General features: G+C 62.1%; 17 protein-coding genes and 1 pseudogene. 7 read left to right on the forward strand and 11 right to left on the reverse strand.

Going from position 1 to position 22,149, the window contains the following annotated elements; genetic code table 11:
• Positions 1–59: 59 nt before the first annotated feature.
• Entirely contained in the window at positions 60–1,358 is a 1,299-nt protein-coding gene (locus D1Y85_RS23025; RefSeq protein ID WP_124153387.1) for a gallate dioxygenase, read from the reverse strand.
• Between the two features lie 104 nt (positions 1,359–1,462).
• On the opposite strand from D1Y85_RS23025, the gene D1Y85_RS23030 reads away from it, so the two are divergent.
• Positions 1,463–2,464, forward strand: coding sequence for a LysR substrate-binding domain-containing protein (locus D1Y85_RS23030; RefSeq protein WP_124153388.1), 1,002 nt, complete (start codon positions 1,463–1,465; stop codon positions 2,462–2,464).
• Positions 2,465–2,542: 78 nt separating this feature from the next.
• Here the strand turns inward: D1Y85_RS23030 and D1Y85_RS23035 are convergent, their stop codons facing one another.
• On the reverse strand, positions 2,543–3,052 hold the full coding sequence (locus tag D1Y85_RS23035) for a GAF domain-containing protein (protein WP_124153389.1): 510 nt from the start codon (positions 3,050–3,052) through the stop codon (positions 2,543–2,545).
• A 260-nt stretch (positions 3,053–3,312) separates the two neighbouring features.
• Here D1Y85_RS23035 and D1Y85_RS23040 point away from each other — a divergent pair, with 260 nt between their 5' ends.
• Positions 3,313–4,404: a tartrate dehydrogenase gene (locus D1Y85_RS23040; RefSeq protein ID WP_124153390.1), complete on the forward strand. Its 1,092-nt coding sequence runs from the start codon at positions 3,313–3,315 to the stop codon at positions 4,402–4,404.
• A gap of 45 nt (positions 4,405–4,449) precedes the next feature.
• On the opposite strand, the gene D1Y85_RS23045 is transcribed toward D1Y85_RS23040, so the two are convergent.
• Together D1Y85_RS23045 and D1Y85_RS23050 are read right to left on the reverse strand one after the other, a co-directional pair.
• Positions 4,450–4,710, reverse strand: a complete 261-nt coding sequence (locus D1Y85_RS23045; RefSeq protein WP_124153391.1) for a hypothetical protein — start codon at positions 4,708–4,710, stop codon at positions 4,450–4,452.
• 228 nt (positions 4,711–4,938) lie between these two features.
• Positions 4,939–5,661, reverse strand: coding sequence for a YceH family protein (locus D1Y85_RS23050; protein WP_124153392.1), 723 nt, complete (start codon positions 5,659–5,661; stop codon positions 4,939–4,941).
• Between the two features lie 193 nt (positions 5,662–5,854).
• Here D1Y85_RS23050 and D1Y85_RS23055 point away from each other — a divergent pair, with 193 nt between their 5' ends.
• Positions 5,855–6,331 carry an OsmC family protein gene (locus tag D1Y85_RS23055; protein WP_124153393.1) on the forward strand — a complete coding sequence of 159 codons (477 nt, stop codon included), beginning with the start codon at positions 5,855–5,857 and terminating at the stop codon, positions 6,329–6,331.
• 583 nt (positions 6,332–6,914) lie between these two features.
• Positions 6,915–8,471 (forward strand): methyl-accepting chemotaxis protein, encoded by a 1,557-nt coding sequence (locus D1Y85_RS23060; RefSeq protein ID WP_124153394.1) that lies wholly within the window; start codon positions 6,915–6,917, stop codon positions 8,469–8,471.
• Positions 8,472–8,683: 212 nt separating this feature from the next.
• On the opposite strand, the pseudogene D1Y85_RS27740 reads toward D1Y85_RS23060, so the two are convergent.
• A pseudogene (locus tag D1Y85_RS27740) lies at positions 8,684–9,370 on the reverse strand (RHS repeat-associated core domain-containing protein); the annotation flags it as partial.
• Between the two features lie 31 nt (positions 9,371–9,401).
• Between D1Y85_RS27740 and D1Y85_RS27225 the strand changes: the two are divergent.
• Positions 9,402–9,575 carry a SymE family type I addiction module toxin gene (locus D1Y85_RS27225; protein WP_185219095.1) on the forward strand — a complete coding sequence of 58 codons (174 nt, stop codon included), beginning with the start codon at positions 9,402–9,404 and terminating at the stop codon, positions 9,573–9,575.
• Between the two features lie 33 nt (positions 9,576–9,608).
• Here D1Y85_RS27225 and D1Y85_RS23075 read toward each other — a convergent pair whose 3' ends face one another.
• On the reverse strand, positions 9,609–9,941 hold the full coding sequence (locus D1Y85_RS23075) for a hypothetical protein (protein WP_124153397.1): 333 nt from the start codon (positions 9,939–9,941) through the stop codon (positions 9,609–9,611).
• A gap of 409 nt (positions 9,942–10,350) precedes the next feature.
• Here D1Y85_RS23075 and D1Y85_RS28040 point away from each other — a divergent pair, with 409 nt between their 5' ends.
• Positions 10,351–10,452 (forward strand): SymE family type I addiction module toxin, encoded by a 102-nt coding sequence (locus D1Y85_RS28040; RefSeq protein ID WP_124153398.1) that lies wholly within the window; start codon positions 10,351–10,353, stop codon positions 10,450–10,452.
• 34 nt (positions 10,453–10,486) lie between these two features.
• On the opposite strand, the gene D1Y85_RS23090 is transcribed toward D1Y85_RS28040, so the two are convergent.
• Positions 10,487–10,669, reverse strand: a complete 183-nt coding sequence (locus tag D1Y85_RS23090; RefSeq protein WP_124153399.1) for a hypothetical protein — start codon at positions 10,667–10,669, stop codon at positions 10,487–10,489.
• A 2-nt stretch (positions 10,670–10,671) separates the two neighbouring features.
• On the reverse strand, positions 10,672–15,243 hold the full coding sequence (locus D1Y85_RS23095) for an RHS repeat-associated core domain-containing protein (RefSeq protein ID WP_124153400.1): 4,572 nt from the start codon (positions 15,241–15,243) through the stop codon (positions 10,672–10,674).
• Between D1Y85_RS23095 and D1Y85_RS23100 the strand changes: the two genes are divergently transcribed.
• A complete protein-coding gene (locus D1Y85_RS23100; RefSeq protein WP_124153401.1) occupies positions 15,242–15,448 on the forward strand; it encodes a hypothetical protein in 207 nt (68 codons plus the stop codon). The two genes, D1Y85_RS23095 and D1Y85_RS23100, sit on opposite strands and share 2 nt — an antisense overlap.
• A gap of 7 nt (positions 15,449–15,455) precedes the next feature.
• On the opposite strand, the gene D1Y85_RS23105 is transcribed toward D1Y85_RS23100, so the two are convergent.
• From D1Y85_RS23105 to D1Y85_RS23115, 3 genes are all read right to left on the reverse strand, one after another.
• Positions 15,456–18,596 carry a type VI secretion system Vgr family protein gene (locus tag D1Y85_RS23105; RefSeq protein ID WP_124153402.1) on the reverse strand — a complete coding sequence of 1,047 codons (3,141 nt, stop codon included), beginning with the start codon at positions 18,594–18,596 and terminating at the stop codon, positions 15,456–15,458.
• Positions 18,597–19,109: 513 nt separating this feature from the next.
• Entirely contained in the window at positions 19,110–20,084 is a 975-nt protein-coding gene (locus tag D1Y85_RS23110; protein ID WP_246025025.1) for an alpha/beta fold hydrolase, read from the reverse strand.
• Positions 20,081–21,493, reverse strand: a complete 1,413-nt coding sequence (locus D1Y85_RS23115; RefSeq protein WP_124153403.1) for an NAD(P)/FAD-dependent oxidoreductase — start codon at positions 21,491–21,493, stop codon at positions 20,081–20,083. The genes D1Y85_RS23110 and D1Y85_RS23115 overlap by 4 nt, the downstream gene beginning before the upstream one ends.
• Between the last annotated feature and the right edge of the window lie 656 nt (positions 21,494–22,149).

Consider the following 22,149-nt stretch of genomic DNA (forward strand, 5'->3'; position numbering starts at 1 on the left):
CGCGGTGCGAAGAGCGATAAGCGTGATAAGCGCGATCGCACCGCGGAACTTCGGCAAACTTATCGCTCAGCAGGCTCACTGCTCCACGACTCAGTCTTCTGCGTGTTGCCCGCCACCGAATACATTGCTTTGGTTTTGCGGGTCTGCAAGAACGCCTCAAGTGTTTCGCCGCGCATCGCCGCGTAGATGTGGAGGTTCGATACGCCTACCACCGCGCCTAGTTTCTCGAGCATGAAGAAGATCACGCCGTAGTGGATGAGGCCGCGCCAGTCGCGCCGTCGCACAAGATCCTTTTCCTCGTCGGTCAGACCCGCCGCCTCGAACGAACGCTCGGGGTCCTCCAGGAATGCGCGTCGATGAGCCTCGTCGATCATCGCGTGCAGGTACTTGTTCAGCCGATACGCCTTGACGCTTGCCGCGAGATCGAACGGGTACGTGCCGCTCAGCTTCTCCGCGCCGACGAGTTGTTGCGCCATATGCGCGCGATGGCGTTCGTGCGCGGCGCCCGGCAGCGGCGCGGCGGTATTTTCCAGCACGAGCGTACCGATGCCCGTCATCGACGGCAGATAGTAGCCGCTATGCACCTTCTTCACGTTGCCCGCAAGCGCACCGCGCATGATGAGCCACATGATGACCTCGGCGCCTTCGAGTCCGCCCAGTTCGGCGAATTCGGCATGCGTCATCTGCGCAAGGGCTTCGGGGTCGTTCGTGAGCGCGTCCATGAACTGATGGTCCCACGGGGTATTGTTGAAGCCCGCGCGTTCGCCGTGCACTTGATGCGAGAGTCCGCCTGTCGACATCACGACCACGCGAATATCTTCAGGATAACTTTCGATTGCGCGGCGCAGCGCCTGACCGATGCGGTAGCAGCGTCGCGCGGTTGGAATCGGAAACTGCAGCACGCCGACCTGCAGTGGCACGACGCGCGTCGGCCAGCCCTGTTCGTCGCGATCGATGAGCGCGGAAATCGGGGAGAAAAAGCCGTGATCGAGCGGCTTGTCCTGGAAGAACGACATATCGAATTCGTCGGCGGACAGACTCATGCCGATGTGGCGCGCGAGTTGCGCGTTACCCTTGATGGCAGGCAGGTCGCGCGCGCCGCCGCCTTCGTCGGCTACGCCGTACTCATCGCCGATGCCGAGCGCAAACGCCGAGTAGTGGTCGAAGAAGAACGACGTCACGTGATCGTTGTAGACGTAGACGATCACGTCGGGTTTTTGCTCGCGCAGCCAGCGCTTGACGGGTTCGAAGGTCTCGAAGATCGGCGCCCAGGCCGGATCGTTCTGCTTGTGCGCATCGAGCGCGAAACCAATCGTGGGGGTGTGCGAAACGGCGATGCCGCCGACGAGTGTGGCCACGAGTCTCCTCCTTGGGCGATTAAACGATGTGTTTCGCGCTAATTTAATCTTCACGAAAGATCATGTAAATTGACTTCTTTTGGAAAAATCAATAACTTGAGGTTATGGAAAAGCCGAAGCCGACCGCATTGTCGAACCGTCAACGTCCGGCTGCGACGAAAGATGACCCGCCACTGAACGATCTGCGTGCCCAGGTCCGGGATCGGCTGCGGCTGCGGCACCTGAACTGCATCGTCGCGATTGCGCAGGAGCGCACGCTTGCGCGCGCAGCCGAGCGTCTGCATCTGAGTCAGCCGGCGATCTCGAAGACACTCGCCGAGCTTGAGCAGTGGGCGGGCGCACGCCTCGTCGAACGGGGCCGCAACGGCGCGGCACTCACGGTCGCCGGCGAGCATTTCCTGCGTTATGCGCTCGACGTGCAGCGCGCTGTCGATGCGTCCGCCGCTGCACTGGCGCGCGAGGACGCGCACCACTCGCTGGCGGTCCGCGTCGGCGCGCTTCCCACCGTCCAGACGGCGGTGCTGCCGAAGGCCATCGTGAGTATGAAGACGCTTATGCCGGGCGTCGGCGTCCGGATTCAGGTGGCCTCGAACGCCGAATTGCTCGGTGCGCTCAAGGCAGGCGACCTCGATCTCGTCGTCGGGCGCATGGCTGAACCGTCGGCCATGAAGGGCATTTCGTTCGAGTATCTGTACACCGAGTCACTGACCATGGTGGCGCGGGCCGGTCACCCGCTCACCGAATCCGGCGCGAGGCCGACGCTCGAAGACGTGCTCGATTACCCGCTCGTGATCGCGGGCGTCGACACAGCGCCGCGTCACCACACGGAGGCCTTCTTCGAATCGCGTGGGCTGGTGTTGCCGCAGGGGTGTGTCGAGACGCAGTCGTCGCCGGTTGCGCGGCTCGTGGTGGGGGCGTCCGACGCGATATGGATCGTGCCGGAGCGCGTCGCGCAGGACGATCTCGACGCGGGCGCGCTCGCGCTTGTCAGCGTTCCCGCACCGAGGGGTGTCGAGCAGATTGGAATCCTGCGTCGCAGCCAGGATACGCTTTCCGATGCGACTGGCACCTTCGCGGAACAACTGCGGCGGTTCGCATCGTCGTAACGCGACGATTCACGCAAAACGCTCGCGGTGCGTCTACGTTCCGCGCACCGCCGCTTGCACGCGCCCGCCGTGCGGGCATCAGGTCCCCCGGGCGGCAGTGTTCCATCCCGATTCGACGAAGACGCGGCACAGCGCTTCCATGCCCTTTGCGTCTTCGTCGTCGAAGCGGGCGAGTTGCGGGCTGTCCACGTCCCAGACGCCGATCAGCGCGCCATCCGGCGCGATGAGGGGCACGACGATCTCCGATTGCGAAGCCGAATCGCACGCGATATGGCCAGCGAACGCGTGCACGTCACGGACGACCTGCGTTTCGCGCGTCTGCGCGGCGGTGCCGCACACGCCTTTGCCGATTCCAATCCGCACGCATGCCGGTTTGCCCTGGAAGGGGCCGACGACCAGTTCCTTGCCGTCGAAGAAATAGAAGCCGGCCCAGTTGAGCCCTTCGAGCGAGTTGAATACGAGCGACGAGAAATTCGCCGCGTTGGCGACGGTATTGGACTCGCCTTCGAGCATCGCGCGCGCCTGGGCGGCGAGCGTTTCATAGAGATCGGCCTTGACGGCCGGGAGCGTGCTGGCGGGCGAAAACATGGAAAGGTACCGGGTTATGGGCGATGCACCGACATCGCGCCGAGTGCACAGTTTAGGCGGCATCGGGCGCGAATGCCGAAAGCCCGGTCGGCGTCATGGAAGTCATGGACGCAGGCCGATTGTCCACGTTTCGTGCGGAACGGCACAACGCTCGCGGAGTTTGTTTCCACGGTATTTTCAGGCATGCTGGCGCTCACGAAGCGCGGATCAATGCCGATCCGCGCCAGCAAGCCAGCAATAGGGACAATGGGGAACGAAACATGAGCAAGACATTCCGGGTCGCTGCCATCGCAGGCGACGGCATTGGTCAGGAGGTGATGCCGGAGGGCGTGCGTGTGGTGCAGGCGGCGGCGAAGCAATTCGGTCTGTCGATCGAATTCACGCACTTCGACTGGGCCAGCTGCGATTACTACCTCGAGCACGGCAAGATGATGCCCGACGACTGGTTCGCCACGCTCAAGGGCTTCGACGCGATCTATTTCGGCGCGGTGGGCTGGCCCGACAAGGTGCCCGACCACATTTCGCTGTGGGGCTCGCTACTCAGATTCCGCCGTGAGTTCGACCAGTACGTGAACCTGCGACCTGTGCGTCTGTTGCCCGGCGTGCCGTGCCCGCTCGCGAACCGCAAGCCCGGCGACATCGATTTCCTCGTCGTGCGCGAGAACACCGAGGGCGAATACAGCTCGGTGGGCGGCAAGATGTTCGAAGGCACCGACCGCGAGTTCGTGTTGCAGGAGTCGGTGTTCACGCGTCACGGCGTGGATCGCATCCTGAAGTACGCGTTCGACCTTGCAAACAAGCGCGAGCGCAAAAAGCTCACGGCTGCGACGAAGTCGAACGGCATCTCGATCAGCATGCCGTACTGGGACGAGCGCGTCGCCGCGATGGGCGAACAGTTTCCGGACGTGACGTGGGACAAGCAGCACATCGACATTCTTTCAGCGCGCTTCGTCCTGCAGCCGGACCGCTTCGACGTGGTCGTGGCCTCGAACCTGTTCGGCGACATCCTCTCCGATCTCGGTCCTGCGTGCACGGGTACGATCGGCCTTGCGGCGTCGGCGAACCTGAATCCGGAGCGAAAATTCCCGTCGCTGTTCGAGCCGGTGCACGGTTCCGCACCCGACATCTTCGGCAAGAAGATCGCCAATCCGGTCGCCATGATCTGGTCCGGCGCGATGATGCTGGATTACCTCGGTAACGGCGACGCGCGTTTTACGCAGGCACACGACGCGATCATGCGCGCTATCGAAAAGGTACTGGTCGAAGGGCCGCGCACGCCCGACATGGGTGGAACGGCAAACACGGCGGCCGTGGGTGAGGCTGTTGCCGCTGCGCTTGAGGCGGCAGCGTAAGAGGGGGCCGCGAGGCGCGTCGCGATGGGGGTGTGAGCGGTGGGCTCAGTCGGTGTCAGTGCCTTCGAGTTCCTTGCGTTCGCGGCGTGCTTCGTTACCGCGCCGCGCGCGCATGCGCTGGCGTGACAGCACCGTGATGACCTCGCTAGTGCTGGCATGAGCGGGAATCTCGTTGCGGATCACGTTGGCCAGCATCGGCAGGCCTTTGCGATGGCGCTGCAACGCCCGCGCGATGGCGGTACGGCAGGCCTGACCGTGACAATCCCATTCGTCACGAACTTTTCCGCAGTAACGGCATTTGTCCATCGGAGAAGTGTAACCGCAAACGGAACCCGTATTCAGGGCGTGACCGCACGCGGGAATGCCGCTTTCCCGGTGACGGCGGGCTGGCAGGATCGCTTGATACGCCAAATGGTCAGGGCTGATGGCCGGGGGCGTTGTAGTGGTCATCGCTCGCCGGTCCGTCGACCTGGCGGCTAACCGTGACGCTCAGCGAATTTGCGCGCGTGATGCCACGCGACGTGGCCTCCGTCGTTACGCCGACGTCGACGATCCATCAAGCGAAATTCCCAGCTCCGACGCCATCCGCTCGACCAGCGCGCGCAACCGGACCACCTCGTCACTCAACCGATCGTGCTCGCTCTTCAGCGCGTCGAATTGCGCGAGCGAGACGCCGTCCTGGGCACTCTCGTAGGCGCGTTCAGCGGCATTGCCCGCTGCAACGCTCACATCGACTTCACCGCACAACAGATGCATCCAGCGATGCTCGCGCTCGCCCGGCGAGCGCGGCAGCTTCACGACGAGCGGCGGTTCGCGGCCGGCGAGTTCGCTGAGGAACGCCTCGACCGACGAAACGTCCGCGAAACCATGCAGACGCGCGGAATTCAGCCGCAATTCCGCGGCGGTCTGGGCGCCGCGCAGCAGGATTACGGTGAGCAGCGCGACCGCCTGGCTCGGAATGCCGAGCACCCGGTTCAGGTTGTGCTCGAAGCGCGGCACACGGCTGCTGCTGCCCTCGAATACGAGACTCAGATGCTTGAGGCTCTCGATCGCGCCAAGCACCTCGGTTTCGGTGGCGTTCATCACCGGCGTGCGCGCGGTCTTCTGATTGCAGCCCGATGTCAGGGCGTTCAGCGAAAGCGGATACGTATCCGGAACCGTATGTTGCTTCTCGACCAGCACGCCGACGATGCGCGCTTCCAGTTGCGTGAGCGCCCGGATCGGGCGCGGCGAGGAACTATCGGCAGGAGAATTCATGAGGAGTTTCGGCTTCGGGAGATCGAACGTGGGGCTCGATGATACTCGCGTCGAGCGCGTGTATCGAACATTGCGATCGTGACAGGTTTGAAGAATGTCCATCACAATGACGCCTCCAGACCGGATCGGTGTGCAGTCAGGCGTCGCACCCCCGCAGTCCGGGTTCAACGCATCGTTCTCACAGGAATCTGCGATGGCACAGGGTCAGCACAAGTACCACGTCACGGTGGAGTGGACGGGCAACAAGGGCAGCGGCACATCGGGATACCGCGACTACGGCCGCGATCACGTCATTCGTGCCGGCGCCAAACCGGACATTCCGGGCTCATCGGACCCGGCGTTTCGCGGCGATGCGGCACGCTGGAATCCCGAGGACCTGGTGGTGGCGTCGGCATCGGCGTGTCACAAGCTGTGGTATCTGCACCTGTGCGCCGAGGCGGGCATTTGCGTCGTGGCGTATGTCGACGAGGCCGAAGGCACCATGCAGGACGGCCCGGACGCGGGGCGGTTTACGGAAATTATCCTGCGCCCGCGCGTCACGATTCGTTCCGGCGACGACCGCGCCCTCGCCGAACGGCTGCACCATACCGCCCACGAGCAATGCTTCGTGGCGAACTCGCTGAACTTCCCCATTCGTTGTGAGCCTGCGTTCGAGTTTGCCGCAGCGTAGTAGCAGGCGATGCTAGTGGCGCTCGCCTTCGCTTTCGGTTGTGCAGCGGTGAGCGCCTTGGCTGTTCATCAAAGGCGGCGGTGATTCCACGGTTGCCCCGCCGCCGATGTGGCTCGCGATGATTACAGCGTGATGCGTTTCCCATAAGAACAGCCGGTTGACCGGATCGGACTTGCCCGGTCTGTCCGCGGCCACTGCGCTTCGGCGCGAATTTCCAGAACCATTCTTCCAGTTCGCGCGAATCTGGTACCCGCCCTGTTCGTGGGCGGTGCCTGTGGCCTTTCGTCTCGCTAGCCCGGCTTTCCGTATTCCATTCACGCCGACGTATCCGCTCAGTTTGCACCGGCAGATCGCGCCGATGCCCATCCGTACCGCCTCAAGCCAGCGTCCACCGGGCCCACACGCCGAGGGTGCGACATGCTGTCACATTCGGTGGCGACTAAAGTTATGGCGCTCGTTGCCGTTGACACTAGACGGACACCTGCAAATGGGTCCGGTAATTTGCGGGCGTCACGCGCGCCCGTCAACAGATGAAACCGTGGTCAAGCGCGCGTCAACCGCGCGCGACCCGCCGGAGATCTAAATGCTCAGCAAGCTGTCGATTCGCACAAGCCTTACCTTGATGGTCACGTTTATTGGCGTTGTGCTGGTGATCGGCGCCGCAGTGGGACTTCTGTCCATCCGGCAAAGCGATTTGTCGCTGCAGGCCATGTACACGATCGACGAACCGGCCGTCGCCGATCTGGAGGGCAGCGCGGGTCAGCTCCTGCGTATGCGCCTCGCGCTCGCAACGTATGCCTCGCTCCTGGACGCCGGCGACCAGCCGGGCGCGAATGCCGTGCTCGGACGCTTCGACCAGTATCTCAAGACCTCGAACGACCGCCTCGACCACTTCCGGTCGATCGTGACGGGCGACGACGAAGACCAGCGCCTCCTGAAAGAGATGCTGGACAAGCGCGATGCGTTCCTGCACCAGGGTATCGATCCGGCGCTCACCGCGCTCAAAACCGGCGACCGCGCTACTTTTTCGGAACTGCAGGCGCACAAGCTGCCGCCGCTCTACGCCGGTTACGACCAGGCGATGGTCTCAGTCGAAAAGCGCGAGCTGGCCAACGGCGCTCGGCGGTTCGAGGACGCGCACGCGCGCTTTACGGTGGTTTGCGTGGCGGTTGGCGTTGGCCTCTCGGGCGCGCTGGTGCTCGCCTGGTTTGCGCGCGTCGCGTTGATGCGCGCGATCGTTCATCCTGTCGACGCCGCAGTCGAGCAGTTCCACCGCATCGCGAGCGGCGACCTCACCACGCCGATCGCCGTGACGAGCCAGAACGAGATGGGCAAGCTGCTGAGCGGCCTGCAGCGCATGCAGGAAGCGCTCATCACGATGGTCAGCACGGTGCGTGACGGCGTCGCGTCGATCGACACGGGCGTGAGCGAGATCGCGACGGGCAACACCGATCTTTCGCAACGCACCGAACAGCAGGCGGCGTCACTCGAAGAGACCGCGGCCAGCATCGAACAGCTGACGTCGACGGTCCGGCAGACCGCCGGCAACGTCCAGCAGGCCAGCTCGCTCGCGCAGGGCGCGTCGGGGCTCGCGGGCCAGGGCGGCGACCTCGCGCGCGAGGTGGTGGGCACGATGCATAACATCGTCAGCGACTCGCAGCGCATCGGCGAAATCGTCGGCGTGATCGAAGGCATCGCGTTCCAGACCAACATCCTCGCCCTGAATGCGGCCGTCGAAGCGGCGCGCGCGGGTGAGGAAGGGCGTGGTTTCGCGGTTGTCGCGGGCGAGGTGCGCTCGCTCGCGCAGCGCAGCGCGGCGGCGGCCAAGGAGATCAAGGAACTGATTGGGACTTCGACCGCGCGCGTGCAAACCGGCGCGGGGCTCGTGGAGCGCTCGGGCGCGACGATGCAGGAAATCGTCGATGCCATCGCGCGCGTGAGCGCCATCATGGGCGAAATCGCGACGGCGGCAAACGAGCAGAGCACCGGCATCGATCAGGTGAATATCGCCGTCTCGCAGATGGATCAGGTCACGCAGCAGAATGCCGCGCTGGTCGAGCAGTCCGCGGCGGCGGCCGCGTCGCTCGAAGACCAGGCGCGCCGGTTGACCACGGCGATTTCGATTTTCCGTACTCGATGAGGTGGTCCGGGCGCGTGTGCAATGCCGCGCCCGTTTGAACGGCGAAGAGTGGTTTGGGCCGCAACAGCGGAATAATTCCGGCTGGTTTTTTTAGAGGTTCGTCGCAGATTTCCGGGGAAGGGGTCCGTTCGACCCTGAGCCGCCCACCGATTAGTACGAAAGCAGACATTCGAGCAATTAATGCCTGTGCCTGTCCGGGCACCCGGTTGTCGCGGGTCACCGCTGCGTGCCTGTGCCGGACTGCCCGGATCGATGATATTGCCGGCCGGATCAAATGCGAAACGTTCGGTCGCAAGAGGACTCACCGCCTCGATCAGCCTGCCGACGGGATCATACTGGTAACGCGTCACACCCTGCCGGCTGTCGTCGATCTCCCTTAGCTGTCCCGCTGCATCGTATTGGTACCGGCGTGCCACGATCGGGGAGGGTGCGCCGGAACGCCGGAGCGCCTGCGACTCCATTCGCCCGAGCGGGTCGTAACGCGTGTTCTGCGCGATCCGGTTCGACAGCGTGCGTTGTGTTTCGCGATGCAGTTCGTCACGCTCGAACTGGATCAGCTCCTGGCCGTCGAGCTGCATGCCGTGCACGTGACCGGTGCCATAGACCAGCCAGTCGAGCGCATGCCCATCCGGGCGCACGGTCTTGATACGGGTGCCGGTCTCGTTGTATTCGTGTCGCCACACATAGCTGCGACGCTCATCGAACAGCTGCTGCGCATGATGTTCGCGCACGAGATTGCCGACCGGGTCGAAGAAATGCTGCACCCGGCTGATGGCATTCTGCGCGTCGATCAGACGGCCACTGCCGTCATACATGAAGCGCTCGTCGCCTGCACCGCAGACGCGCCGCGCAAGGCGTCCACCGTTGTCGTATTCGAGCTGGGTCGTCTGTCCCGCTTTTAAGGCACGTTCACCCGTCACGGAACGCTTCGTGACCATCCAGCAGTCGCTGCGCCAGCCGCGCAACTGGAGAGTCGGTTGTACACCGCCGCTTTATCCGTGGATGAAGCTCGCCGGACGGTGGATCGAGCACGCCGGCTTCGAAGCCGGGCAGCGCGTGAAGATCAGCGTTGAACACGGACGGCTTACCATCACAGCCGGGTAAAAGCACGAAGGGCCGCAGTAAGCGGCCCTTGTTTTAATACGGCGTTTTGGGAACCTGAACGTCAATCGCAACCACGGTTAATAATGGCTCATCGGTCCAAGCCGAGATAAAGCTGAACTCCTTGAACCCGTCTATGGGCTCCTCTGCTGCGTCACATATAGCAACAAGATAAGGACTCTTCTCTGTACTCTCGACCAAATGCGACAGATCTTGTCCTTCTGGAGAAACGGCCTTCATGCCAAGGACCGTATGGAAAACAACCTCAAAAGCCCCTCCATCAGACCGTATAAGCACTGTTAGACGTCCACCTTTATAAGAGTAGGACTCAATCTGCGCATCGGCGACAAGAATCGCACTGCTTTTCATTTCTTAACTTCCCGGAAATTTTTCACCTGGAGTAAATCCAGTGCCGCTGCCTGGTATATAACCGTCCGGTAGAGATTTGTTTATCTGACCACGCCGCGAAGCTTGGCCCCAACTGAGGTCATCGGGTTTTGTTTCGACATGGTAATGCTCTCCATGATGCCGCGGGTTGAATCCGTTGGAGCACCGGCACAACCCCTCAGGATGGCTTTCGTAGCGGATACGTGTATTGCTATTCGGGGACCAGGTATAACGAGACGTTCCGTCTGGAGTCGTTCCGATCTTGGGATCAACACCCAGGACTTTTGTCATGTCATTCGGATTCGATGGGAATGTGTTAGACAGTCCAAGCGGGTCAATCCACTGCACCGGATTGGGCGCATACGCATATACGCCCCCGCTTTATCCGTGGATGAAGCTCGCCGGACGGTGGATCGAGCACGCAGGCTTCGAAGCCGGACAGCGCGTCAGGATCGCTGTTGAACATGGGCGGCTGACTATCACCGCCAAATGAACGAAGGGCCGCAGATGCGGCCCTTCGTACGGAACTAGATTCGGCTTGCGAAGTCTTTCAGCACTTCTGCTATTTCCAACGCCTCCGACTCGGACAATTCAACCGGGTCGCCTTCTTTTGTCGTCGCCTTGATGTGTATTGACGACTCTTGCTCGATCCATATCCGAAGCGTCCCATCGCTTGACTCGAAATAGTCCTTCTTGTTTTCGGCCTGCATTGCTATTCACCTGTGGTCGGGAAATGAGGATTGCCATCGACTGGCGAGACAACCTTCACCTTCCCCGTTGGGTCATAGGCATGTACATGGTCAACAGCGGCTTTGGGATCGTTATAGGGCAATCCTGTTGATTGATCTATATGGCCACGATCTAATCGGAGACGCTCTTTCCCTGTACATGGACATTTCCATTTTATCGGCGCCCCCGAAGCATCTTGCTTCGCCACGACGAGCCCCCTTTGATTCGCGAGACCTCGAATCTCAGTGCGCGTTTTGTCCGTTATATCCGCCGCAGTAATTGTCGGCGGAGTTGCGCCGCTTAGGCCTAGCGGGTCGATCCATGAGATCGGATTGGGCGCATACGCATACGCATTGATCCCACCCGCCAACCCAATCGGATCCTTGCTGACGAACCGCCCGCTTTGTGGATCATAGTACCGATACCGGTTATACGCGAGGCCCGTCTCTTCATCGCGTTGCTGCCCCTGGAACCGGATCGGGTTGCGCGCAGCGCCGAGCGTCGCCTTCGATACCCGCGCTATCACCTCCCGCGCTTCGCCCCACGCCCTGTATCTTGCCTCCCAGACGACCTCGCCGAGTTCATCGGTGAGCAACTGCGGCGTGCCAAGCTGGTCACAGTGGTAATAAAAAACGTGCGCGGGGGAGGCCGGCCTGACCGGCTTCAGCAGCGGATCATCTTCCGGCGCGTAGCGATCGGTCGGCTTCCAGCCGGGCGTGTCAATTCCCCTGACCGGAGCCGACACGAACTGCGCCAGCGGCACAAAGGACCCCGCTTCATACACATAGTGCGTGCTACCTTCCTCGACGCTTTCGTAAGCCAGCGTGTCGCCGTCCCAGCCGTACGTCGTGCGCACGCCGTCGACGTCCTTTCCGATGCGACGTCCAAAGGCATCATAGAAGTAGCGAACCTCATGCCGGCGCGCAGGCTCATCGACACTGGCCGCGCTCATCCGGTTGAATTCGTCCCACTCGTAACGCTGCCCGGCGCCCGCCGAGCGCTTCTCAACCAGGTTGCCGCGGGCATCGTAGCTGAAGTGGGTGCCGGCGTAATCCTTCAGCAGGTTGCCCAGCACCTTCGGTATCTGCGCCGGCAACGTACTCGATGGTTGCGCGCCACCACTGCGCGCCTGTGCTGGACTGCCCGCATCGACGATATTGCCAGCCGGATCAAATGCAAAACGTTCGGTCGCAAGCGGACTCACCGCTTCGAGCAGCCTGCCGACGGGATCGTACTGGTAACGCGTCACACCCTGCCGGCTGTCGTCGATCTCCTTGAGCTGTCCCGCTGCATCGTACTGGTACCGGCGCGCCACGATCGGGGCAGGTGCGCCCGAACGCCGGAGCGCCTGGGCCTCCATTCGCCCGAGCGGGTCGTAACGCGTGTCCTGCACGATCCGGTTCGACAGCGTGCGTTGTGTTTCGCGATGCAGGCCGTCACGCTCGAACTGGATCAACTCCTGGCCGTTGAGCTGCATGCCGTGCACGTGACCCGTGCCATACACCAGCCAGTCGAGCGCATGCCCATCCGGGCGCACGGTCCTGATACGCGTGCCGGTCTCGTCGTATTCGTGTCGCCACACGTAGCTGCGACGCTCGTCGAACAGCTGCTGCGCATGATGTTCGCGCACGAGATTGCCGACGGGGTCGAAGAAATGCTGCACCCGGCTGACTGCATTCTGCGCGTCGATCAGACGGCCACTGCCGTCATACATGAAGCGCTCGTCGCTTGCACCACAAACGCGCCGCGCGAGGCGTCCACCGTTGTCGTATTCGAGCCGGGTCGTCTGTCCCGCTTCATCGATGGATTGCAGCTGGCCCGTCGCGGCGTCGTAGGTGTAGCGGGTCGACATCCCGTCGAAGCCCGTTTCCTCGATGAGCCGGCCGACCGGATCATGGTGGAACTGGTAAGTCGCGCGATTTGAATCGGTGAGGGCGCTCAGGCGCCCGGCCCGGTCATAGCGATAGGTCAGCAGTTCACCCGACGCATCGCGTCGATTCGCGATCCGCCCGGCGGCGTCGTAGCCATAGCGCGTGACGCGATCCAGCGCATCCGTGTGCACCAGGAGCCGGCCCTCGGCGTCGTACTCGAGCTTTTCGGTTCCCGCAGCAGATTGCACCGCAGCCAGCTGGCCATTGCCGCCGTAGCGGTAGACGACACTCCGTCCGCCCGCGTCCCGGCTTTCGGTCAGCCGGCCTTCTACGTCATAGGCCCACCGCGTGGTCTTGCCCGAGCAGTCGGTATAGCGGACAAGGCGCCCCGCGGCATCATAGGCGAGTGTCCTTGCCCCGCCTTTGGCGTCGACAATTTCCGTTGGCAGGCCCTGGGCGTTGTAGCTGTACTGCGTCCTGTGACCCAGCGGGTCGACCTGCGTCGCGACGTTGCCGGCGTCGTCGTATTCGCGCGTCCAGCGATACGCGTGCGGATCGATGAGGACCGTCATCTGATCCTTCGCGTCGTACTCCATGCGCACCACGCTGCCATCCCGACGGGTCTGCCCGGTCAGGTTGCCGCGCCTGTCATAGGTGAAGCGTTCGACAGTGCCGTCCGGGTAAATATGCTGCGTCAGGTTATGCTGGGCGTCGCGGTAGAACCATTCGTTGAGGCCATCCGCGTGGATGATCCGGTACGTATAGCCGTCGATATCGAAATAATGGCGGGTGACATTGCCTGGCCCGTCAGTCACGTCGACAAGACGGATGTCCGGGTGCCACGCGAGGCGCGTGTCGTGGCTGCCGTCGTCCGCGTATTCGCGCACGCACTTCGCCCGGGGGCCGGTGCCATCCCACTCCAGATTCATGCCACGGCCGGTACGATCCGTGTAGCGGGTGACGAGGTGATGCGTGTAGGCGTACTCGCGACGGTTGCCATGACGGTCGGTGGCCGCAACGAGGTCGCCATGCCGGTCGTACGTGTAGCGCACCAGCGTGCCGATCCGTTCGCCCGCCTGGTTGACCTCCGCCGCCTCGATGAGACGGCCGCCCGCATCATGTGAAAACACCACGACGCCTTGCGAGGTGATCAGCCGGGTGAGCCGGTGTGCCTCGTCGTAATCGAGCGTGACCTGGTTGCCGTTGCGGTCCCTCAAAAACGCAAGGTGAAAGGCGTCCCCGCGTTTTTCGTACGCTTCGAGCAGTTCATGACCACGAGTGAGCGTCAGCCACTGGTCATCGAGCCGGGCAAGCGTGAGATTCTCGGCGAGATCGTCATGCGTCTCGCCCGCCTTCAGTAGCGGGTAGTCAAGACTGCGTCCGCTCTGATCGTGATAGACAAGCTTCGCCGCGTGGATATCGAAACGCGTGGTGTAGGGCGTGATCCAGCGCGCGCCCAGACTGCTTTCGTCGTAGGCCGCGAGAAAAGACCGGTAAGTGCGTCGCCAGACCACCGGCATGGCGCCGGGCAGGACAAAGTCTTCGTGATCGAAGCGCTCGTCGCCGAGTGCGTAGCCGATCGAGCCGCCGCTGCGTCCCAGCCCACAGCTCTTGCAGTCGTTCGCCCCCGGATGCTTCGCCTTCGCCTGCGCGCCGATCGTCTCCAGCTCGCCTTCGGTTTTCTTCAATTCGGCTTCGACCTTGCCGGCTGCCTTGATGCCGACGGTCTGGTTGTGTTTCTGCTTGTCCTTCCACTTGATCACGGCCTTCATGAGGGCGTCGAGCAACCAGATCAGGCCGCCCACATTCGCGCTGTTCAGCCCTTTGATCTTCTCCGTTACCATCGGAATCGCGTTGCGCGCTTGCCCGGCCATGTGCATGAGCCGCTGGTTTGTCGACGGCGAGATCACATTCGCGGCACGCGAGGCGAGATTCGCCGCGTCCTTGACCATCACCTTCGTGCCGTCTTTCAGATACGACCACAGGTTCTCGGCAACCCTGGTCGCATCATGAGCGACGAAGGCGTCGCCGGCCTGCCCGATATGTTTGCCGGCCGCCCGATAGTTGCCCGAGGTGTCGAAGAGCTTGCCCGACGCCGCATTTTCGAAAATCTGCGCAATACCTTCGAGTAGTTGTTTTGCGTGTTTCGCGCAGTCGTCCAGCAGTTGCGCGAGCTGTGACTGCACCTCCTGAATGAATTTTTCGATGTCGCCGGCGAACTTGGCGCTGATACCCGCGACCAGCACCGAAATGATCGTATCGGCGATCATCTGCGCACCACCCTGTGCAACGGTTTTGGCGCTCTTTGAGAGTTCCTCGCGGGCGAGCTTCATCAGGGGCCGCGCGCCCATGCGGAATTCACCCATAACGGGCGGCACCGGAATCACGCCGATGAGGTCGATGCCCAGATTCAGATAATCAAAGAAGTCTTTCGCTTCAGCTTCGATCAACTGCTTGATATCCATCACGACATCGACCGCAGACAGAATGTTCGAGACGACCGGAATGCAGTTAGCCAGTTGCTCGACGCGCTCCAGCGTGATGTAGCCGTCGCTAACGCTCTTTAGCCACGCATCGAATTGCTCGAGCGCGGAACCCGCGTCCTCCTTTGCGATGGTGGCGAGCGGCGCCACAGCGACATCTTTACGGACAACGGCGGTGGTCTGGGCGGCGTTTGCGCTCATGGTGGATCAGTTCGGTTTAGTTGCTGCGGGTAAAAAGTTTGTCGTAATCGCATCCGAGCAGAATCCAGCCCGGGCTTTCCTGCTGATCGACAAGCAATCTGATTTCCTTCCTTCCTGCCGTCCTGCGATAGTCGACGCCGCGCCATCCAGCGGATTCGCGCAGTGCGACGGTGCCCGCGCCTTCACTCTGAAGTCGAATGGCTGACATCGAATCAGACGATGCCCTTGATTGTGGGCAACGCGCCGCGCGCGGATTGCGCAATACGGCTGATTTCCCTGGCCATGCCTGCTGCCTGGCTTGCTTGTGAGAGCGCGGCGCTGGCGCCTGTTGGCAGCACCCTGGTGAGCTCCTTTTGGGCGAGTTCCGTAGCCTGACCTTGTGCCATCGATGCGAGTCCGCCCGTCCCCTGCGAGGCCATGCTCGCGAGACTCGCGAGTTGCGATGCTCCACCTGCTGCCGTTTTCATTGCATTCATTGAGCTGGTTGCCGCGCTGCCCATCGTGCCTGCTGCAGCCGCTACCCCAGCCGTGGCCGCTGCGCCCGATGCACCACCAGCCCCCGGCAGAAACGAACCCATCTGCGAAACGGCTACGGCATCGCCTGACGCACCCAGTGGCTCGGGCGGCCACTGGGTGCTCTTGAAGTAGTTGGCCGGCTGCGAGGGATCGCGAGGATCGGTGCCGAATTGCACTTGCGCCGCGCCTGGCGGCAAACCGCAGACGGTCATGCGGCCGTTGGCATCGAGCGCGCCTTGTCGTAGAAGTCCGCCGTTGGCGTCCAGCACTGAAAACTGGCCGCCTTTGACGGGCTCGCCATTCGCGTATTGATGGAGCAACTCGAGCTGTCCCGGCTGATCGGGACGTGCCGCTGGCAGTGGATAGCCCTGACTCGTCGGGCCACCGAAGCTATGCTGCGCACCTTTGACGTCGACCATGCCCGGCGCGTGAATCTCGATGTTGCCACCAGCAATGCGGATGTATGCGCCGCCGCTCGTCAGCAGGATTTCCTGATCGGCCGCCGCCTCAATTTTTTCGGTTGCGGAGAGCAACCTTAATGTTTTCTGCGCAGTGAGTTCCACATTGTCGGACTGCGCTTTGATCTCAACTTTCCCTTTGGCAGCGAACAGCTTCATGCCCGCGTTTTGAACGAAGAGACTGATTTTTTCGCCAACGCTTGCCAGCAGCGATTTGCCGGTGGCAATGTGCGTGTTCTGGCCACTCACGAGATTCACCTGCTCGTTTGCCGCGACGTGAGCCGAGTTTTGCGTCGACATCGCGATGCCTGCCGGCGTCGCGAACAGCATGATCGGCTCCTTGAAGCCGTTGGCATGACCCGTGCCGCCACCGGCGGTGTTACCTCCGTTGCCTGTGGTACCCGCCACGTTGTCTTGCGTTGCGTCGGTAAACGACTTCAGCGATCCGTAGCCATCTTTCAGACTTTCAGCCTCGTGAGCTTCGCTCGCCTGCGAGAGCGCTTCGATCACGCTCTCCGAATTGACCAGCTGGTTGCTGGCCTCGCGCACATCGAGCGGCTGGCGCGCTGCGCCGGTCGCCGGGTGCGTCGATACATACAGCCCCTTGGCGGCACGGACTGCGCCATAGGCATCCGACTTCAGATCGAAGCCACTCCCGAGATAGGCACCGCGCGAATTGCCCGATTGCGCGATCAGATAGCCAAGATGCAATTGGGAGTTTGCGCTCGTGCTGTAGAGCTGCATGCGATTCTGGCCCGTGGCATCGTCCATCACCATCTGGTTGTAACCGCGGCCCTGATATTCCTTGGACTTGTAGCCCGAGAGAATCCCGTTCGAATGCCAGTCGGGAGTCCTGGCGCCGTTGTAGACGCGGCCAGTGACGACTGGCCTGTCGCAGTCGCCGTCGAGGAACGACACAATGACCTCTTCGCCGATACGCGGCACATGCACACCGCCATGACCACCACCGGCATGCGATTGCGCGACACGCATCCAGCACGAGGCGTTTTCATCGCCGGGGTTCAGCCGGTCCCAGTGCATCCGCGCCTTGATGCGGTTCAACGGGTCCGTGAAGACCTCCTCGTTCGCGGGGCCCGCCACGGTCGCCGTCTGCAGGTGTATTTCCGGCTTCTCATGCTCGAGCGGACTGCGGAACGGGATGGCCTTGCGCTGCGCCTCGACGGTGACCATGAAGAAGCCTTCGCTGCCGTCGGGTGACCTGACGAGCATTGCTGGCTCGTTGGCGTGCTGCGCACGCGCCCCGGCGATCGTCTGGTGAAGGCTATGCGGGAAGTCCGTCGTACCGCCCGAGACCGGCAGGTTATTCTCGATCACCCACTGAACGCCGATGACGGCAAACTGGCGATCCTGCTGGCTGCCGGTGTCGTGCTCCGGGTGGTCCTGCAGTTCGAACCAGCGGCCGGCGTCGACCCGGCGCACCGCGCCCACACCGTGGAAGCGCTTCGCCCGGGATTCCCACTCCTCCATTCTCACTGTCGAGAGATGATTTCCGCGGTCCTGCCTGCGGTAGGTGTAGGCACCCGTATATTCGTACACTTCGGCCTGCTGCGGCAGGTCGCCCTGGGTGGCCAGCGTCGGGATCGTCGTCCCCTTTGGATTGGCGGGGACGGACGGGGCCTTGTAGTCAAACGTGCGGGTCGTGAGAGAGGTACTTTGCAGCGTGCGTGTGCCGCTCCATTGCACGAAGGCATCGGTTTCGCTGTTAGTGCCCGAGCGGTAGAAAGCTACCGTCTGCGGCGACAGGGGTTGCAGACTGCCGATGTCGTCGGTCACCACCAGGGTATGCGATTTACCATCGGCGGCCTGTTCGAAATAGCTGAACAGGCCCTCTGTTTCCATCAGCCGGCAACAGAAATTCCAGTCGTCCTCGTATTGAACGCAGAATGAGCGTTGCGGCAATGGACTTCGCAAGTCAAACCGGAATACCCGCTGCGCCTGGGGATGCATATTGAATACATCCGTGAGGATTTCATCGACGGTTTTATCCTGCCAGATGCGCGCATCTTTTCTGAAACGCAGAAAGTGCATCCAGGAGACAAAACCAATCTGATAGCTGGTAATGGCGCCGTCGGAACCTAAGCGACGGGCAGTATGGACATAACCGTGATGCGGGGCGTACGACAGACCGGATTGCTGCACCCACAGCGTGACGGGCTGGGCGATCAGCTTCTTGAGTTCAATATTTTCGCTGGCTGAAACCGCATCCAGCGTGAATTCGTAATCGCGGCCAAGGCGCGAACGACCCACCAGCCTTTGCGGCAAAAGGACGTCACTGCCCAGTGGCGTGTCCAGTTTAAGCAGCCGGTCACTCTGTAGCAGTCCGCCTTTAATCGCCGCGATAATGTCCTGAGCGCTCATGCTGCCTCGTATATAAGCAATTCGCGCCCCCGCGCTAATCGCGCGATAGTACAAACGATTGCAGATTTTTCGCAATCCTAAATTCGCAATTAATTGTTAAATCGGAATTTATTTCACCGCGAATTAATTCGTTTCGGATATCGGTAAAATTATCTGCGGATTCTGCGGGGCGTTAGGCGCTTCGATTCAGACCGGGTATCCTGGTGGGATGACGTCCAAACGCAAGCCGTGCCCGACGGACGTATCAGATGGAGAATGGCACTTCGCCGCTGGCGGAGCTGACGTCTGAACGTCTTGGCGAAGGAGGAGCCGCGAGCCTCTTCCTGGCCGACTACCGCCCAACGTAGTCGGCCGTAGCCGATCGTGAACCGCCGTTCGGACGCGAGTCACTGCGACGGCCGCTTCTACAATGCAACCGTCGCTCAGCCTGTCGAGTTGATCGATGAACAATCGATCTCGCCATCTTCCGGACAGCCGCCCTATGCAGTGCATCGTGCCGCGCAATTGTGCAGGTCACCCGTCGAGTTCGTTCAGGAAGGAGAGTAGCAACCGGTTCACTTCCCGGGCACGCTCGCGCTGCAGCCAGTGGCCCGCGCCTTCGAGCACGTGGGCACCGCGCAACTCCGGCAGCACTTGCGGCAACGCAGCGATGCGCTGCTGCATGCCGGGAAGCCTGAATACATCGTCGCGCGAGCCACCAATGAAGAGCGATGGCTGACGAATCGGGCAACCATACCAGGGGGCGAGCAATTCGGCGTTCCTGCGGATCGCGCGGTACCAGTTCAACCCACCGCGGAAACCGGTGCGTCGGAACTCCCCGACGACATAATCGAGGTCGTCCTGAAGAAGCCAATCCGGCAATACGTCGGGCTCGACGGTGTTGTCGAGGAGGCCGGCGCCCGGCGCGAGGATGCCTGCGACCGTGCGGCCCGGGCCGTCGCCCGACATGCTGAACGTGACGCGGCGCAGGGTCGCGGCGACATCGGCCTCGAGCTCCTCTTCCGCCACACCCTCTTGCTGGAAGTACTGCATGTAGAACGTCGTCACGCCCTGGTGCTCGAGTGCCGTCAGCAAATCGGTCTTCGCGGGCGGGACATAGGGTACGCTCAGGCCGACGACGGCACGGAAAACATCGGGCCGTAGCAGCGCACTGTGCCAGGCTGCGGGCGCTCCCCAGTCGTGGCCCACGATCACCGCCGAACCGGCACCGAGCACTCTGACCAGGTCCACCATGTCGCCTGCGTGGTGCAGCATCGTGTACTGTGCAGGGTCGGCCGGCGCGTCTGTACCGCCGTAGCCGCGCATGTCCGGTGCCGCGGCGCGGTAGCCCGCGTCGGCGATTGCAGCCATCTGCGCGCGCCACGATACCCACAACTCCGGAAATCCGTGGCAAAACAGCACGAGCGGCCCGGTGCCCTGCAGCGCGACACGCATGCGGATGGCGCCGACCTGTAGCGTTTCGAGTTGTACCTCGCAGGGGGCGCTCACGCTACCTCCGCTGCTGCCAGCAATTGCGGAATGCGCTGCGCCGCGTCCGTCGCTTTGGTCCCGACGGCCTTGATAAGGTCTAGCACGGCAGCGTCCACCTCCACGCCTTTGAGAACCACAACCTGCCCGTTGAGGCGGCACTGCCTGAGCCAGGCGCTCAGGTCGGGGTTCTGCTGCCAGCGCGCTGCATTGGCGAGAGTCGGCAGCCACATACGCAGGTAATCGATCGGCAGTTCGGGCACGGGTACGGGCATGCACATCGCGTTTTGTTCCTGCAGATTCTCCAGGTGCGCTTCGACCCAGGCGATCACGCTGCCCGAAAAGACCGGCTGGCACCAGCGGACCATCAGGAGGTTGATGGCTTCATCCTGGAACACCGGCACCTCCGGCGGCGGCTGGATCGCGCAGGCCGTGCAGTCGATGTACAGCGTGTCGGGATCGGCGGCGAGTTCACCCTTCTCCAGCACGATGCGCGACGGCTCGATCGCGCGCACGCGGCCTAGCCGCACGATCTCGCCGACCTTGCGCAATTGGGCCATCTCACCGCGCGAAACGAGTGCGCAGCGGTAGGTCGTGGGTTCGATGGCAGCGTCGATCCGCATTAGCGCGCCGCCCGCTTCGAGTCGCCGGAACAGGTCGGGGACGTCGCGCGCGTCGCGGATCGCATCGAATTGCACCACGTTGTTCTCGAAATAGTGCCGCCAGCCGGTCGGGCCGGGCTGCATGTTGGCACGGTCCATCACCCAGGCGTCGCGCGGCATGATCCAGCGGATGTGCTCGTGCGGGACACCGTTCTCGATCAGCCAGATGCACGCATCCATACCGGTCTTGCCGGAGCCGACAACGGTATAGCGCGCGTAAGGCCGCATAACCTTCGGCAGCTCGTTGCAGGGGATGCATCGCACACCCGCGGCCACGCTGTATTTTGGCGGGTGAGTGGACGGAACCTCGGTTTTCGCATGCGTGGCATTCACCCATTTGCGCCGCGCGCGCACCTCGTGCTCGGCGCCGGTCAGCAGCGAGCGGAAGCGGTGCGTGCGGCCGTCGCTCGCGAAGTGATCGCATTTCGGGAACCACTGCACGCGGCCAGAGGGAATGAAGCGCTGTTTCATCACCTGTTCGAAATGCGTGAGCACCTCCGCTCCCGAGGAAAGACCAAGCATGCCTTCGTTAAAGCCCGTCGTTTCATGCGACCAGTCACTCAGTTCGCGCGATGCCACGCCATACCAGGCGGACGGCTGGTGCAGCCGCACGTAAGGATAGGTGTCGTTCCAATGGCCACCGGGACGGTGGTGGCGATCCACCATCACGACTCGTGCATCTGGCGACTCGCTGAGCAACGTGTCGACGAATGCCATGGCAGTGGCACCCGTTCCTGTCACGAAGTAGTCGGACTCAATCAATGCCATGTCACCCTCCTTAATGGGAGACTTCGAAGCCGTGTCGTAACGATTCCGGTGCGTTACACGGCCGCTGCATTTCTACGGTTTCGGGTTACGCGCTTGCGCTTCGCGTCATTCTGAAGCGGTTTTCAGTGTCAGAGGCTTCCCGCCGGTTGTCTTCCGACTTGGTCGAGGATGTGGAGCACACTCGGCGTCCGGCGTAGCGGATTGCAAATAGTGGATTTCCGGCTTTTCGACTGGTTAACGAGAGCGCTCGAATCTTTCAAAATCGCTCGACTCATGCTCAAAACAGAATTCCGGCACAGCCTTCATCAAGGTTACCTAACCATGTCGGATCTCATGAGGATCCGCCCGATTGTGCGCAGCGCTTTTCGTAAATGGAAAGTTCTTTGAGATGCTATAACGCCTTCTGCAATCGCCGCAGCGATGCCGCTTTGCTCCGATAAATAACTCTCAGGACGCGGTCACGATTCGTCGGTCCGTATGAGGTTATGACGCCTGGTAGCGGAACGCGACGGCGACTTACCCGGATTAGCGTACTTCTTTCTTCATCGCAGCACCGCTCAGCCTGCACACAGTCGCTATGCGCAAGACCTTTTTACCTCGGAGCTGCGCGAGGCAAAGGCGTGGCTACGGCGCTGATATCTACAAAGGCTGGAAAA

The organism is Paraburkholderia dinghuensis (assembly GCF_003837865.1).
In the GTDB taxonomy this organism is placed as follows: domain Bacteria; phylum Pseudomonadota; class Gammaproteobacteria; order Burkholderiales; family Burkholderiaceae; genus Paraburkholderia; species Paraburkholderia dinghuensis.

What these genes read in the sequence shown, in the direction of transcription:
- D1Y85_RS23075 (WP_124153397.1), bottom strand. Translation starts at nt 9,941, where the DNA reads ATGAAAAGCAGTGCGATTCTTGTCGCCGATGCGCAGATTGAGTCCTAC.
- D1Y85_RS23105 (WP_124153402.1), bottom strand. Translation starts at nt 18,596, where the DNA reads ATGAGCGCTCAGGACATTATCGCGGCGATTAAAGGCGGACTGCTACAG.
- D1Y85_RS23050 (WP_124153392.1), bottom strand. Translation starts at nt 5,661, where the DNA reads ATGAATTCTCCTGCCGATAGTTCCTCGCCGCGCCCGATCCGGGCGCTC.
- D1Y85_RS23100 (WP_124153401.1), top strand. Translation starts at nt 15,242, where the DNA reads ATGGTGGATCAGTTCGGTTTAGTTGCTGCGGGTAAAAAGTTTGTCGTA.
- D1Y85_RS23040 (WP_124153390.1), top strand. Translation starts at nt 3,313, where the DNA reads ATGAGCAAGACATTCCGGGTCGCTGCCATCGCAGGCGACGGCATTGGT.
- D1Y85_RS28040 (WP_124153398.1), top strand. Translation starts at nt 10,351, where the DNA reads ATGAAGCTCGCCGGACGGTGGATCGAGCACGCAGGCTTCGAAGCCGGA.
- D1Y85_RS23090 (WP_124153399.1), bottom strand. Translation starts at nt 10,669, where the DNA reads ATGCAGGCCGAAAACAAGAAGGACTATTTCGAGTCAAGCGATGGGACG.
- D1Y85_RS23030 (WP_124153388.1), top strand. Translation starts at nt 1,463, where the DNA reads ATGGAAAAGCCGAAGCCGACCGCATTGTCGAACCGTCAACGTCCGGCT.
- D1Y85_RS23095 (WP_124153400.1), bottom strand. Translation starts at nt 15,243, where the DNA reads ATGAGCGCAAACGCCGCCCAGACCACCGCCGTTGTCCGTAAAGATGTC.
- D1Y85_RS23055 (WP_124153393.1), top strand. Translation starts at nt 5,855, where the DNA reads ATGGCACAGGGTCAGCACAAGTACCACGTCACGGTGGAGTGGACGGGC.
- D1Y85_RS23035 (WP_124153389.1), bottom strand. Translation starts at nt 3,052, where the DNA reads ATGTTTTCGCCCGCCAGCACGCTCCCGGCCGTCAAGGCCGATCTCTAT.
- D1Y85_RS23115 (WP_124153403.1), bottom strand. Translation starts at nt 21,493, where the DNA reads ATGGCATTGATTGAGTCCGACTACTTCGTGACAGGAACGGGTGCCACT.
- D1Y85_RS23045 (WP_124153391.1), bottom strand. Translation starts at nt 4,710, where the DNA reads ATGGACAAATGCCGTTACTGCGGAAAAGTTCGTGACGAATGGGATTGT.
- D1Y85_RS23060 (WP_124153394.1), top strand. Translation starts at nt 6,915, where the DNA reads ATGCTCAGCAAGCTGTCGATTCGCACAAGCCTTACCTTGATGGTCACG.